The 13337-nt window shown below is 71.5% G+C and carries 11 protein-coding genes; 7 read left to right on the top strand and 4 right to left on the bottom strand.

The features are described from left to right. The first annotated feature begins 9 nt into the window (after window positions 1-9). The 4 genes from HNR30_RS34365 to HNR30_RS34350 all read left to right on the top strand — a co-directional run bounded on the left by HNR30_RS34365 (window position 10) and on the right by HNR30_RS34350 (window position 4183). Window positions 10-780: an arginase family protein gene (locus HNR30_RS34365; RefSeq protein WP_181614269.1), complete on the top strand. Its 771-nt coding sequence runs from the start codon at window positions 10-12 to the stop codon at window positions 778-780. A 97-nt stretch (window positions 781-877) separates the two neighbouring features. After that, the gene (locus tag HNR30_RS49595; RefSeq protein WP_281389894.1) at window positions 878-1885 is read left to right on the top strand and encodes a DUF998 domain-containing protein; all 1008 of its coding nucleotides are present in this window, start codon (window positions 878-880) and stop codon (window positions 1883-1885) included. 130 nt (window positions 1886-2015) lie between these two features. After that, on the top strand, window positions 2016-2390 hold the full coding sequence (locus HNR30_RS34355; protein ID WP_181614268.1) for a YciI family protein: 375 nt from the start codon (window positions 2016-2018) through the stop codon (window positions 2388-2390). Between the two features lie 530 nt (window positions 2391-2920). Further along, window positions 2921-4183 (top strand): RNA polymerase sigma factor, encoded by a 1263-nt coding sequence (locus HNR30_RS34350; protein WP_181614267.1) that lies wholly within the window; start codon window positions 2921-2923, stop codon window positions 4181-4183. A gap of 610 nt (window positions 4184-4793) precedes the next feature. Here the strand turns inward: HNR30_RS34350 and HNR30_RS34345 are convergent. Beyond that, a complete protein-coding gene (locus HNR30_RS34345) occupies window positions 4794-5639 on the bottom strand; it encodes a helix-turn-helix domain-containing protein (RefSeq protein ID WP_220134310.1) in 846 nt (281 codons plus the stop codon). A gap of 56 nt (window positions 5640-5695) precedes the next feature. On the opposite strand from HNR30_RS34345, the gene HNR30_RS34340 reads away from it, so the two are divergent. Continuing rightward, window positions 5696-6484: a phytanoyl-CoA dioxygenase family protein gene (locus HNR30_RS34340; protein WP_181614265.1), complete on the top strand. Its 789-nt coding sequence runs from the start codon at window positions 5696-5698 to the stop codon at window positions 6482-6484. A 213-nt stretch (window positions 6485-6697) separates the two neighbouring features. On the opposite strand, the gene HNR30_RS34335 is transcribed toward HNR30_RS34340, so the two are convergent. Together HNR30_RS34335 and rsmA are read right to left on the bottom strand one after the other, a co-directional pair. Continuing rightward, window positions 6698-8086 (bottom strand): C40 family peptidase, encoded by a 1389-nt coding sequence (locus tag HNR30_RS34335; RefSeq protein ID WP_246379962.1) that lies wholly within the window; start codon window positions 8084-8086, stop codon window positions 6698-6700. Window positions 8087-8690: 604 nt separating this feature from the next. Then, window positions 8691-9551 (bottom strand): 16S rRNA (adenine(1518)-N(6)/adenine(1519)-N(6))-dimethyltransferase RsmA, encoded by an 861-nt coding sequence (rsmA, locus tag HNR30_RS34330; protein ID WP_246379894.1) that lies wholly within the window; start codon window positions 9549-9551, stop codon window positions 8691-8693. A gap of 72 nt (window positions 9552-9623) precedes the next feature. On the opposite strand from rsmA, the gene HNR30_RS48470 reads away from it, so the two are divergent. Continuing rightward, the gene (locus tag HNR30_RS48470; protein ID WP_181614263.1) at window positions 9624-11288 is read left to right on the top strand and encodes a serine/threonine protein kinase; all 1665 of its coding nucleotides are present in this window, start codon (window positions 9624-9626) and stop codon (window positions 11286-11288) included. Further along, complete coding sequence (locus HNR30_RS34320) at window positions 11285-12436, top strand: FG-GAP repeat protein (RefSeq protein ID WP_181614262.1); 1152 nt, start codon at window positions 11285-11287, stop codon at window positions 12434-12436. Before HNR30_RS48470 ends, HNR30_RS34320 begins: the two co-directional genes overlap by 4 nt. Here the strand turns inward: HNR30_RS34320 and HNR30_RS34315 are convergent. Next, window positions 12429-13280 carry a resuscitation-promoting factor gene (locus HNR30_RS34315; protein WP_181614261.1) on the bottom strand — a complete coding sequence of 284 codons (852 nt, stop codon included), beginning with the start codon at window positions 13278-13280 and terminating at the stop codon, window positions 12429-12431. The two genes, HNR30_RS34320 and HNR30_RS34315, sit on opposite strands and share 8 nt — an antisense overlap. Between the last annotated feature and the right edge of the window lie 57 nt (window positions 13281-13337).

Genomic DNA, 13337 nt, shown 5'->3' with positions numbered 1-13337 from the left:
GACCGCGATATGCACGTTCTCGAAGTGCCGCAGTGGCAGGGCTCGGGCGCACCGACCGCCCGTCGCCTCGCCGAGGGCGCCGCCCTGCTGGCCGGCATGGTCCCGTACGGCACGCGCCTGCGGGTGCCGGTCGACGAGGAGTCGTCGGTCGACGGGATCGCCGCCTCCGTACGCTCCATGCTGCCGCCAGGACCGGTGCTGACGGTCGGCGGCGACTGCTCGGTCGACCTCGTCCCCGTCGCGCGAGCCGTCTCCCAGTACGGCGCGCGGCTCAAGGTGTTCTGGTTCGACGCGCACGGCGACCTCAACACGCCCGAGTCGTCACCCTCCGGGGCCTTCCACGGCATGGTCCTGCGCACCCTGACCGGCACCGGACCCGCCTCCCTGGTGCCCGACACCCTCCTGGACCCGGAGCGGATCGTCCTGGCCGGCGTCCGCGACCTGGACCCGGGCGAACAGGCGTACGTCGCCTCGTCGGGCATTACCCACCTGCGAGACACCTCCGGGCTGGAGTCCGCGCTCGCTCCGGGCGACGTCGCGTACATCCACATCGACCTCGACGTCCTCGACCCCGGCGTGTTCTCCTCCGTGGGCACTCCGGCGCCCGGCGGCCTCCAGCCCGGCGAGCTCCTCGACGCCGTGGCGGCCATCGCGTCGGTCGCCGAGGTGGTGGGGATGGCCATCACCGAGTACGAGCCGTCCTCGGCGGCCGACCAGGAGCTGCTGGTGCCTCTCGTCAGAGGGCTGACCTCGGCTTTTGCGGCTTCGAAAAAATCTTGAGAAAAATCTGGGTGCGTTGTCGAAACGAGGGCCGTCCGTTCGCCGCGTAGGCAGAGGGCCGGAAACGCCGGTCCCGGCGAACGCAAGGACGACCACCATGGCCCTCCGCACCACCACCTCCACTCCCGCACCCAGCACCTCCACTCCCGCACCCAGCACCCCCACCCCCACCCCCGCGCATGACGCCCCCACCCCCGCCGCCGCTCACAGCGCCTCCACACACGGCACCCTCACCCCCGAGAAGGCCCCCCTCACCTCCGCACAGGGCGCCCCCACCCCCGGGCACGGCACCCCAACCCCCGGGCACCGCATCCCTACCCCCGCCTCCACACACGGCTCCTTCCGCGCCACCCGCCAGACGGGGCGCACCCTCCAGCTCCTCCGCCTGGGCGCCCTCGCCGGCCCCTTCTACGTCACCGTCGCCCTGTCCCAGGCCCTCACCCGCGAAGGCTTCGACCTCTCACGCCACCCCTGGAGCTTCCTCGCCAACGGCGACCTGGGCTGGATCCAGACCACCAACTTCATCCTCACCGCCCTGGCCACCATCGCCTTCGCCATCGGCCTCCGCCGTACCCTCACCCCTCTCCCCATCCCCACCTCGGCTCCCGCCCCCACGCCCACCCCCGTACCCTCCACGCCCGCCTCCGGCCGCGGCCGTGACTCCAGCCGCGGCTCCGGCCACGCCGCCAATAGCCACTCCCCCAGCCGCGGCTCCCGCTGGGCCCCTCGCCTCATCGCCGCCTTCGGCGCCAGCATGCTCGGCGCCGCCGCCTTCCCCGCCGACCCCGCCATGGGCTTCCCCACCGGCACCCCGGAAGGCCCCGGCGCCATCACCCTCGCCGGCACCATGCACATGGCCGTCGGCGGCGTCGGCTTCCTGTGCCTCGTCGCCGCCTGCTACGTCCTCGCCTCCCGCTTCACCCGCTCCGGCGAGCGCGGCTGGGCCATCTACACCCGCATCACCGGCACCCTCTTCCTCGGCGCCTTCCTCGGCATCGCCACCGGCGGAGCCATCGCCTGGGCGAACCTGATCTTCGTCGCCGCGATCATCGCCGTCTGGTGCTGGATGTCGCTACTGTCCATCAAGCTCTCGCGCAACGCCTGATCCCGCCCCACCGCCCACTGCTCACCACCCACCACCCACCGCTCACCGCTCACCGCTCACCGCTCACCGCTCACCGCTCACCGCTCACCGCTCACCGCTCACCGCTCACCGCTCACCGAAGGAGCCCGCCATGCGTTACCTGATCACCCTCAAGGTCCTGTCCCAGCCCGACGGCCCGCCGCCCGCGGAGCTCATGGACGCCATCTTCAAGCTCGGTCAGGAGGCCACCGAGGCGGGCGTCCTCCTCGACAACAGCGGCCTCGCCCCCAGCTCCCAGGGAGCCAGGATCGTGGCCACCGGCGGCCGCCTCGCGGTCACCGACGGCCCCTTCGCGGAGGCCAAGGAACTGATCAGCTACGCGCTGTACCAGGTCAAGACGAAGGAGGAAGCGGTGGAGTGGGGCTCCCGTTTCATCCGCATCCACCTCGACCTGTGGCCGGGCTGGGAGGGCGAGGCCGACGTACTGCGCCTCTACGGCCCCGAGGACTTCGCCCCACCCGCCTGACCCCCACCCACGCACCCCCACGCACCACCACCTGACTCGCCGAGACTCTGGCCCCCGCCCGTTCGCACCGGACGCTCACTACACCACCCGACCCGCTGCCCCAAGGCCCGCCGTAGCTCTCCCGCAAACGGCGGGCCTCTTGCTGCCCGGGGCTACTCACCGCCTGCCCAGAGACGGACATCGCTCTCTTAGGCAACCCCGCCCAGCGACGCACATCGCCCTCGTAAGCACCCCCGCCCAGCGACACACATCGCCCTCGTAAGCAGCCGCGTCCAGCGACGCACATCGCCCTCGTAGCAGCCCCGCCCACCGACTCGTAAGCGAGCCCAGCGCCTACCCCCTCCTGTCTCTGAGTCCGCCCCTTAACTCCACCCCGTCCCCCGCCTTTGATGCCGCGCCGCCTCCCACTCCCAAGCTCGTCCCTGCCTCCCACTCCCAAGCTCGTCCCTGCCTCCCACCAGTCGACGGATCCCACTCCCCCTCCCGCCAGGGGCTTCCCTCCACCCGCCCGCATCCGATATCCACATCCCATGCCCACAGCCGACGCGCATCGCGCAGTAGAAGCCGTCTGGCGAATCGAATCCGCCCGCGTCATCGCCGGGCTCGCACGCATGGTCAACGACGTCGGCCTGGCCGAGGAGTTCGCCCAAGACGCCCTGGTAGCCGCTCTGGAGGAATGGCCCCAAAAGGGCATCCCCGACAACCCCGGCGCCTGGCTGATGCGTACGGCCAAGCACCGCGCCATCGACCAGTTCCGCCGCCGCGACACCTACGACCGCAAGCTCCAGCAAGTCGGCCACGACATGGAGATCCGCCAGGAGTCCGCCGAAGCCGAGCTCGACGACGCACTGGACGACCACATCGGCGACGACCTCCTACGCCTGATCTTCACCGCCTGCCACCCCGTCCTGCCCGCCGAGGGACGCCTGGCCCTGACCCTCCGCCTGCTCGGCGGCCTCACCACCGAAGAGATCGCCCGCGCCTTCCTCGTCCCCGAACCCACCGTCGGCCAGCGCATCTCCCGCGCCAAGCGCACCCTCGCCGACAAACAGGTCCCCATCGAGCTCCCACCCCCCTCCGAACTCCCCACCCGCCTCGCCTCGATCCTCGAAGTCATCTATCTGATCTTCAACGAGGGCTACGCCGCCTCCACAGGCGAGGACTGGATCCGCCCTTCCCTCTGCGAGGAGGCGATGCGCCTGGGCCGAGTCCTCGCCGGCCTCCTCCCGAACGAACCGGAGGTCCACGGCCTCCTCGCGCTCATGGAGATCCAGGCCTCCCGCATCCCCGCCCGCACCGCACCGGACGGCTCCCCCATCCTCCTGCTCGACCAGGACCGAAGCCGCTGGGACCGCCTCCTGATCCGCCGAGGCCTGACCGCGCTCGGCCGCGCCGAGTCGCTCGGCACCCTCGGCCCGTACGCCCTCCAGGCAGCCATCGCCGCCTGCCACGCCCGCGCCCTCACCGCCGACGCCACCGACTGGCCCCGCATGGCGGCCCTCTACCGGCTGCTCTCCCACGTCAGCCCGTCACCCATCGTCGAGCTCAACCGCGCCGTCGCCGTCAGCATGGCCGATGGACCCGCCGCAGGACTGGAGATCGTCGACACCCTGTTGTCGGACCGCTCGCTGCGCGACTATCCCCAGTTGCCTGCCGTACGTGGCGACCTCCTCGCCCGCCTCGGCCAGGCAACGGAGGCGGCTGAGGCCTTCGAACGTGCGGCGGACCTGACACGCAACGCTCGCGAACGCACCCTGTTCCTGTCGCGCGCCGCCGCTCTCCGCCAGCCGTGACTGGCCGCCGCATGCCGGCTTCCCCCCAGACGCGATCGGCGGTGGTAGGCCGGCTTCCCGCCAAGGGTGATCGGCGGTGGTGGGCCGACCTCCCGACAAGCGTGATCGGCGGTCGTGTGCCGACCTCCCGCCACCCGAGATCGATGGTCATCTGCCGACGGGGACATGAGGCGGAGGCGTCGCTCGCGGGAGGCGACGCCACACTGACGCGACCCCACACGGACGCGACCTCAGGGTGAGCCGCCCAGCCACGGTCCCCGGAGAAGGCGCGATCGCGCCGCGCGGGGAGGCTGGACGCGGCGACCCAGGCCGAGGGGCGAAGACGAGGACGACGCCGGACTAGGCACACCCGACGGAGACGCCTGCGGGGGACGTCAGACGAACGCGCTGGACGAAGACGCCAGATTCAGACGCCCGGAGGTGGGGGCGCCAGTCGGAGCCGTCAGTCGGAGCCGTCAGACGGAGGCTCCAGACGGAGGCTCCAGACGGAGCCGTGAGAGGGGGACGCCCGACGGGGGTGGACGTGTGCGCCGGACGGAGATGGAGTGGCTGCGAGCAGCCCAGGTGGGATAGCCGAGGGGGTGGCTGGGGCACTGCGGTGGGGGCGCGCTCATGAGCCTTCTCGGAGCGTTGCGCGGTAGCTGCGGGGCGGGACCCCGAACTCTCGACTGAAGATGCGGCTGAAGTGGAACGGGCTGGCGAAGCCGGAGGCGGTGGCGACCTGGCCGATGTCGAGGTCGGTGACCTCCAGGAGCCTGGCGGCGTGCCGTACGCGGGCTTCTCTGACCGCGGCCATGGGTGAGCGGCCCGTCGTCTCGGTGAAGAGGTGGGCGAAGCGGGACGGGGACAGGGCGATGGCGCGGGCCAGCGACGTGACCGTGTGGGGCGCTGCCGGGTCGGCGGTGATGAGTTCCTGGGCGTGGCGGATGCGGGCGTCTCCGGTGCGGGCTGGGCGGGCTCCGGCTGTGGCGAGGAGGAGCACGGTTTCCACGGCGCCGAGAACCAGTTCGCGGGCCTCTGCTGCGGTGGCGACCACGGCCTGGGTGGGCGTGGTGGGGTCGGGCGGGAGACCGTGGCCGGTCCAGCGGGCGTCGGCGTGGGCGCGGAGGAACGTCTCGTCCACGCGTGCGGCGGTCAGGCCGGGGATGACGAAGAAGCCCGGGCCTGCGGAGTGGGGTGACAGCCATGGCAGCCACGACTGGCGTGGCTGGAAGTGGATCCACCAGAAGCGCCAGTGGTCGTCGGCTGTGCGGTAGGAGTGCGGGGTGTTCGAGGCCAGGACGACCAGGTCTCCTGGGGAGGTGGTGCGGGTGGTGGCGCCCTGTTCGATGTGGCCGCTGCCTTGTTGGGTCCACATGAGCATCCAGCTCGGCGAGCCGGTACGGCGGCGGGTGCCGTAGCCGCGGGGCATGTCGTAGTGGCCGACGATCACCAGCTCGGCAGCAGGAACAGACATGTCATTAGCCGTTGGGTGCATACCTTCCGCCGGGACGGCTCCTTAGCGTGGGATGTATGAGAACGAGCGATTTTCACCAGCGGGGCTATCTTGTCCTACCGGGTCTGCTGTCCGCGCACGAGGTGGCGGGGATTCGCGACGAGTTCATGAGGCTGCACGCCGATGGGCCTATTCCTGGGCATTTCTCGCCCACCGTGGGGGCCGAGGGTGAGGCCTACGACGTGCTTCGGGAGTATCCGCGGGTGATGCACCCGCATCAGGTCAACGAGCTGACCATGCGGTATCTGCTCGATCCGCGGATCGCCGCGGTGCTGCGGGAGCTGCTTGGGGAGGAGCCGATAGCAGCGCAGAGCATGTTCTACTTCAAGCCGCCCGGGGCTCGGGGGCAGGCGTTGCATCAGGACAACTTCTATCTTCGGGCCGAGCCTGGGACTTGCATCGCCGCCTGGATCGCGATCGACCGGGTCGATCGCGAGAACGGGGGGCTTGAGGTGGTGCCGGGGACTCATGCCATGGATCTGTTCTGTCCTGAGAACGCGGACCAGGACGTGTCGTTCACGCGGGAGTACGTGCCGCCGCCTCCTGGGCTGGAGCGGGTGCCGGTGGATATGGAGGCGGGAGACGTGCTGTTCTTCAACGGCAGTCTGGTGCATGGCTCGGAGCCGAACTCGACCGTTGATCGGTTTCGGAGGAGTTTGATCTTTCATTATGTGGGTGAGTCGACCACGCATATTTCTTCCTGGTATCCGACGTTGCGGATGAGTGGGGAGGTCGTTGCGATCGCGGCTGCTGTGGGTGGGGGGCCTTGTGGGACGGAGGGTGGCGGCGTTTCTGGGCCTCACTGATGGGGGTGGGGCTGGGCTGGGCTCGCTGAGGCTCGGGACCCCGGCCTCAGTGATGCAGTGGAGGAGCCGGTATCAGCGAGCCCCAGAGGGCGCGGGACTGGGTCTCGCTGATGCGGTGCGGGCGGCGCTGCGTTCTAGGGGTGGTGGGTCGGGCGGCAAGGCGGGCTTGATGGCCCGCGAGCCCCTGGTCTTGCCGCCCGACGTTTGGTGGGGTCAGCCGGGGCGTACGGCGCCGCGGTAGATCGGGCGGTAGTAGGTCGAGTTGAGGAACTGGGTCTTCTTGACGACGTCGCCCGTCTTGGGGGCGTGGATCATGACGCCGTTGCCGAGGTAGAGGCCTACGTGGGTGGGGTCGCCCGTGCCGCCGCCGAAGAAGACCAGGTCGCCCTTGCGTAGGTCGTTCAGGGGGATTCTGCGGCCCTGGCGGAACTGGGTGCCGGTGTAGTGGCCGAGCTTCACGCCTGCCTTGGACCAGGCGTAGAGGGTCAGGCCGCTGCAGTCGAAGCCGACTGTGGAGGCGCCTCGGCCTATGCCTTTGGTGGCGCCTGACGGGGCGCCACCGCCCCAGGAGAAGGGGGTGCCTAGTTCTTGGAGGGCGGTTGCTACGGCCAGGTCGGCTTTTGTGGTTGAGGGCTTGGCTGGGCGGGGGGTGGGCTTGCGCGGGGTTGAGCGCTTGGGGGGTGAGGACTTTGGGGGTGACGACTTCGGGGTTGAGGATTTCGGGGGTGTGGCTCGGGGGGTGGAGTCGCTCGGGGTGGAGTCGCGGGGAACGGGGCGGGTGATGTCCGGGTGCGTGATGTCGGGGCGTCGGGGGTGGCGTTCCGGTGGGATGGGGCGGTCGTGAGAGACAAGACCGCCGTGGGAGGCGGGGTGGTCGGCGGGCAGGATTCGCCAGGGGTCGGCGAATTCCTCGCGGGGGCGCCAGAGGGCGATCGGCCATTCGATGGAGGACGGCCATGGTGTGGTGGCCCTTGGGGGCTCGTCAGGCCATGAGCGGGTGCTGGCCCAGGGCGGGATGCCAGCGCGCGGGCGAGAGCTGATCCACGGCGGCGTGTCGGGGCGCGAGCGGGTGATCTCCCAGGGCGGAGTGTCAGGGCGCGAGCGGGCGTTTGCCCACGGCGGTGTGTCAGGGCGGGGGCGAGAGCTTGCCCACGGCGGTGGTGTGTCAGGGCGCGAGCCGGTGCTGACCGACAGCGGCGTGTTGGGGTGGGAGCCGGGGCTGGTCCATGGCGGTGAGCCGGGCTTTGAGGGGGTGCTTGCCTCGGGGGTGGGGCCGTCGGGGATCGCGGGTGGCCAGGGGGTGGTGGCCGATGCTCGGGTCCACTGGGTGGCTGAGAGGTGGGCGGATTCCTGCGTGGGTGCGGTGGTGGTGATGTCGGTGATGCCGGCGCGTTTGAGGAGCCGCCGCAGCGTGGCGTCGTTTCTCGTGCATGCCTCATGCGGCAGGACGACCCGTACGCGCAGCGGTGACGCGGCTGGGCCGGGTGGCTGGGTGTCGAAGAGCGGTGCGTAGAGCCGAGGGAGGGTGACCACGCCTGAGCATGTGGTGGTGGGGTCGGCGAGGGCGGACGCGGTGGGGAGTGCGCTCAGGGTGGCGAGCATGCCGCCGCTGATCGTGAGCAGCCGTGGGCGGGGGGACATCCTGGTTCTCCTCGAAGGTTGGAGCGAATCGAGGCGCCCAGGATGTTGGTCGGCGCGGAGGGGACGAGGGGGCGAATGGCGTTCTGTGGATGGCGGCCGGGAGGTGGGGTGGCCTGTGGATAGCGGCGCAGGTCGCGCGGGGACGACCAGGGTCACGCCGAAGTGAGCGCGGGTAGGGCCGGGTCACGACGCGGACAGCGCAGGCCGCGCCGCGCCGGGGCGGGGCGCGCCGGGGCGGGACGGGACGAGGCGGGACGGGACGGGGCGAGGCGGGGCGAGGCAGGGCGAGGCGGGGCGGGGCGGGCTGCGCCGGGGCCGGGGCGCCGGGCCGGGGTGGGGCGCCGGGCCGGGGCGCCGGGCCAGGGTGGGGGGCCAAGGCAGGGTGGGGGGCCAAGGCAGGGTGGGGGGCCAAGGCAGGGTGGGGGGCCAAGGCAGGGTGGGGGGCCAAGGCAGGGAGCCAAGGCGAGGCGCCGAGGCGGGGGGTGGGGGCAGGCCGGGGTGCGTCGGGCCGCGATGGGGCACTGCGCCGACAGGGAGGTTGCTCGCAGTGCGGAGCGGCGCGCCCTCAAGCAGGCCGATGCTCCGCGATACGGGCGTAGTCCCCCACCTCCAACTGCTCCCCCCTCAGCGACGGATCCACCCCCGCCCCCCTCAACGCCTCCTCCGCCCGCGCCGCCGTGCCCGCCCAGCCCGCGAGGGCGGCGCGTAGGGTCTTGCGGCGTTGCGCGAAAGCGGCGTCAATGACAGCGAAGACCTCCTCGCGGGAGGCAGTGGTGGAGGGGGGGTCGCGGCGGACGAGCGAGACGAGGCCGGAGTCGACGTTGGGCACCGGCCAGAAGACGGTGCGGCCGACGGGTCCGGCGCGGCGGACGTCCGAATACCAGGCGGCCTTGACCGACGGCACGCCGTAGACCTTGGAGCCGGGGCGGGCGGCCAGGCGGTCGGCGACCTCGGCCTGGACCATGACGAGGCCGCGCTCCAGCGACGGGACGGCGGCGAGGAGGTGGAGGACGACGGGGACGGCGACGTTGTACGGAAGGTTCGCCACGAGCGCTGTCGGCAAATATCCGGAAAAGTGGGTGGGGGTCACCCGCATCGCGTCCGCCTCCACCACGGTGAGCCGCGACCCGAGCCCCCGCTCCCCCACCGTGACCGGCAACTGCTTCGCGAGCACCGGATCGATCTCGACCGCGACCACGTGCGAGGCGGCCTCGAGCAGGGCAAGCGTCAGCGACCCCAGCCCAGGACCGACCTCGAGCACCACGTCGGAGCCCGAGACCTCGGCGGCTCGGACGATCTTTCGTACCGTCCCGCCGTCGATCACGAAGTTCTGGCCCAGCCGCTTCGTCGGACGAAGATCAAGCTTCTGCGCCAAATTACGTATTTCCACGGGACCTAGCAGGCTCATACTGTTCCCCACATCCATCCAGTCTCCCGCACCGAAGTACCTGGGATGGACGAGGGGAGGCCGGGCATGGACAACGAAGGGACATCCCTGATGGATCCAACGGGCGCAGCGCCGCTCCGCCCCACGGACCGGCGCGAGATCGGCCCGTACCGGCTCCTCGGCAGGCTGGGCGAGGGCGGCATGGGCACGGTGTTCCTGGCGCGCGCGCCCACGGAGCGCCTGGTGGCGGTCAAGGTGGTGAAGGCTGAGTACGCCAACCAGCAGGGCTTCGCCGCCCGTTTCCACGCGGAGGTGGAGAACGCCCGCCGCGTGGCGAGTTTCTGCACCGCCGAGGTCCTCGACAACGGCAATTCCGACGACGGCCGGCCGTACATGGTCACGGAGTTCATCGCGGGCACCCCGTTGTCGGAGCAGATCGCGCAGTACGGCCAGCTCGATCCTGGCACGCTCCACGGCGTGGCCCTGGGCGTGGCGGCGGCGCTGGCGGCGATCCACAACGCCGGCCTGGTGCATCGCGACCTGAAGCCGGCCAACGTCATCCTGTCGCTCTCCGGCCCGCGCGTGATCGACTTCGGCATCGCCCGCGCGCTCGACCGCGACAGCGGCTTCACCCTGTCGGGCGAGCTGCTCGGCAGCCCGGGCTGGTGGGCTCCCGAGCAGGTCAGGGGCATCGAGATCACCCCGGCGGCCGACATCTTCTCGTGGGGCTGCCTGGTGGCGTACGCGGGCAACGGCCGCCATCCGTTCGGGCGCGGCGATGTGATCACGCTGGCCTCCCGGGTGCTCAACGACCAGCCTGACCTGGGCGCGCTGCCCGCGCCGCTGAACGATCTCGTACGGCAGGCGACGCAGATGGATCCCGGGGCCCGTCCCAGCGCGCAGGAGCTGGTGCTGGCGCTGGTCGGCGGGGTGCCGAGGCCGGTCGATCCGCCGACGGTGATCGCCACGGATGTGCTCAACCAGTCGTGGCAGCCGCCGGAGAACGTGGTCAAGGACACCGGCGCGTTCCGCAGGTTCTCGCGCCGGGGCAGGAAGAAGGCCGAGCAGGAGGCGCTGGAGCGGGAGTTCCAGGAGGCCGTGGGGGCGCAGCAGGGCGAGGACAGCTCTCCGGGGCAGGTCGCCGCCTTCCAGGAGCTGACGCCGCCTCCCGTGGTCGTCCGGGATGCGGGTAACGCTCCCACCTACGTGCGCCCGGAGCCGGATCACACCAATCCCGCCGAACCGGTCAGCAAGCCCAGGAGCACCCGCTGGCTGATCGCCGCGGCGGCGGCGGTCGCCGCCCTTTCCGTGACGGGCGCGGTGCTGATCAGCACCCTGCGCCCGGTCGCGTCCACGAGCACCCAGACCGATCCGACGGCGGGGCCGACCCAGGTCACCCAGCAGGTCAACGACGTGGGCCGCAGGTTCGCCCTGGGACCCGCCATCGACGATCCCCTCCTGCTGGTCACCGAGGCGCCGCAGTGCGGCCTGGCCGACTACCAGGGCACGCGGAGCGCCCAGGGCCAGCTCTGCCTCGTCAGATGGACCATGATCAACCCAGGGGGAACGATCAAGGAGCTGGGCGACCCCGTGGTCACGCTCACCGACAACCAGGGCGCCGCCCACGACCCGGCCCCGGCCGATCTGCCCGCCTCGATCGTCCCCGGCGGCCGGGTCGACGGCGTCTTCGTCTTCGACCTCGCGCCGATGCGCGTGCCCGTCAAGCTGTCGGCGACCATGTTCCCCGGCGGCAAGCAGGTCGAGGTGATCCTGTGAGGCATCTGCTGGCGCTGCTGATTGCGGGGGCGAGCCTGACGGTCACCGGGCCGCAGGCGGCCGCCGTCGCGTGCACCACGCCCGTCGAGACCGACCACACCGCGATCGGCGACCCGTTCGCCGGTCCCGGCGCGGTCCACCTGCTGTCGGGCAACAAGCTCGTCGCCCTGCCGAGCCCCGAGCTGGCGGCCGGCGACGGGTACGGCTGGTCGGCGGAGGTCGCCGACCTCGACGGGGACCGGTGTGCCGACGTCCTGGTCGGCGCGCCGTACGCCGACGTGAACGGCGCCCGCGACGCGGGCGCGGTCTATGTCCTGTACGGCGGGGGCACGCGGCCGCCCAGGAAGCTCATCGCCCCGAGCCCCCAGCAGGACGCCCACTTCGGCTGGTCCGTCTCCGCAGGCGACGGCCTGATCGCGATCGGCGCGCCGTACGAGGACGAAGCCGACACCCAGGACCAGGGGGCGATCTACACGGGCACCGCCGACAACCTCAGGCGCCTGTCGCAGGAGATGGCCGACGTGCCGGGCAACGGCGAGGCGGGTGACCAGTACGGCTGGGCGTTGCAGTTCACGCGTGGCCGCAGCCTGGCGGTCGGCGTGCCGTACGAGAACAACGACGGCGCGGGCAAGCAGGTCGGCGAGGGGCTGCTCGACACCGGCTCCATCACGCTGATCAACGACGTGACGGCGGCGAAGATCACGGCGACGAAGTGGGAGCCGGAGGAGCTGGAGGCGGGCTCGCGGTTCGGCTACGCGCTGGCCTACTCCGATTCCGTGGGCCTGGCGGTGAGCGCTCCGGTGGAGGGCACGGTGCGGTTCTTCGACGCGGCGCTCAAGCAGACCAGCACGTTGCGGCAGCAGTCGGCCGGTGCGCTGGCCGCCTCGCCCGACGGGCGGCTGGCGATCGGCATCGCCTCGACGGGCTCGGTGAGGATCGTGGGACCGGGCAGGAGCGACCGTACCCTCGACGTCACCGACAGCGACGGGCGGCTGGGCGCCGCGGTGGCCTTCAGCGGCAACCGGCTGGTCGTCGGGGCGCCGGACCGCGGGCCGTACGGAGCGATCGCGGTGTACGGGCGCAACGCCGACGAGGAGGAGACGTTCCGGCCCGGCAAGGGCGCGGAGTTCGGCGCCACGCTCAGCTGAACAACTGGGCCCCGCACTGGGGCCACTGGCCCTGCCAGCGCCCGCTCACACGCTGGTAGAGCAGCTGCGCGCGGTAGGTCTGCTCGGCCTCGGGCCAGGCGGTCGGCAGGCGCGTGCCGCCGACCGCCTTCCACATGGGCAGGCTGAACTGGTACATGCCGTAATAGCCGCCCGCCGCGTTGACCGCCTTCGGGTTGCCGTGCGACTCGCATCTCGCGAGCGCCGCCCAGTTCAGCTCCGCCACCCCGGCGGGTACGGCACGCGCGGGGCGGGCGGGCTCCACCTTGATCACGACACCACGGGGCGGATAGCTGTCGAGCGACGGCGTCACCCGGTCGCCCGGCCCGAGCCGTACGCCCTCCTCCTGAAGCACCTGCCGCACGGTGTTCCCGGTGGTGTAGACGATCTTGCGGTCGTCGCCCTCCACCACCTGGACCCGGCGCTCGGCCGGCTCCGAAACCGGCATCGTGCCCCCATCGGACGCCGACAGATGCCCGATGGACGCCACGGGCGGGGCCTCCGGCGGGCTGTCGACGACGAGCGTCACGGGCCTGGCACGCCGCACCACGATGCGGGAGCCGTCGGCCACCTCGTCCATGCCGGAGGAGCTGACGTAGTCGTTCGGCCCGACCGAGACGTCCGCCTCGTCGAGCAGGTCGTAGACCGTGTCGGAGAAGGTGCTCATCGCCACGGTCTGCTGGTCGATGACCAGCTCGACCTGCTTGCCCAGGTTCGCGACGGACAAAACGACGACGGGAATCAGGGCGGCGACGCCGTAGGCCGTCCACGCCCACGGCGACAACCATGGACAGCGGGGACGCGGCTTGCGTCTGCTTCCGGCCATCTGGCACCTCCACGCACGGTAGAGCGCCAGACGCTAGTTGCCGACTACTCAGAGTCA

Origin of the sequence: Nonomuraea soli (genome assembly GCF_013761175.1) — a bacterium.
Lineage (GTDB): Bacteria > Actinomycetota > Actinomycetes > Streptosporangiales > Streptosporangiaceae > Nonomuraea > Nonomuraea soli.
The sequence above is the reverse complement of the archived record's forward strand: the minus strand, read 5'-3'. Positions and strand labels throughout refer to the sequence as shown.

Excerpts from the sequence above, each read along its gene's own strand:
- HNR30_RS34365 (WP_181614269.1), top strand. The coding sequence starts at position 10 with ATGCACGTTCTCGAAGTGCCGCAGTGGCAGGGCTCGGGCGCACCGACC.
- HNR30_RS49595 (WP_281389894.1), top strand. The coding sequence starts at position 878 with ATGGCCCTCCGCACCACCACCTCCACTCCCGCACCCAGCACCTCCACT.
- HNR30_RS34355 (WP_181614268.1), top strand. The coding sequence starts at position 2,016 with ATGCGTTACCTGATCACCCTCAAGGTCCTGTCCCAGCCCGACGGCCCG.
- HNR30_RS34350 (WP_181614267.1), top strand. The coding sequence starts at position 2,921 with ATGCCCACAGCCGACGCGCATCGCGCAGTAGAAGCCGTCTGGCGAATC.
- HNR30_RS34345 (WP_220134310.1), bottom strand. The coding sequence starts at position 5,639 with ATGTCTGTTCCTGCTGCCGAGCTGGTGATCGTCGGCCACTACGACATG.
- HNR30_RS34340 (WP_181614265.1), top strand. The coding sequence starts at position 5,696 with ATGAGAACGAGCGATTTTCACCAGCGGGGCTATCTTGTCCTACCGGGT.
- HNR30_RS34335 (WP_246379962.1), bottom strand. The coding sequence starts at position 8,086 with ATGCTCGCCACCCTGAGCGCACTCCCCACCGCGTCCGCCCTCGCCGAC.
- rsmA (WP_246379894.1), bottom strand. The coding sequence starts at position 9,551 with ATGGATGTGGGGAACAGTATGAGCCTGCTAGGTCCCGTGGAAATACGT.
- HNR30_RS48470 (WP_181614263.1), top strand. The coding sequence starts at position 9,624 with ATGGATCCAACGGGCGCAGCGCCGCTCCGCCCCACGGACCGGCGCGAG.
- HNR30_RS34315 (WP_181614261.1), bottom strand. The coding sequence starts at position 13,280 with ATGGCCGGAAGCAGACGCAAGCCGCGTCCCCGCTGTCCATGGTTGTCG.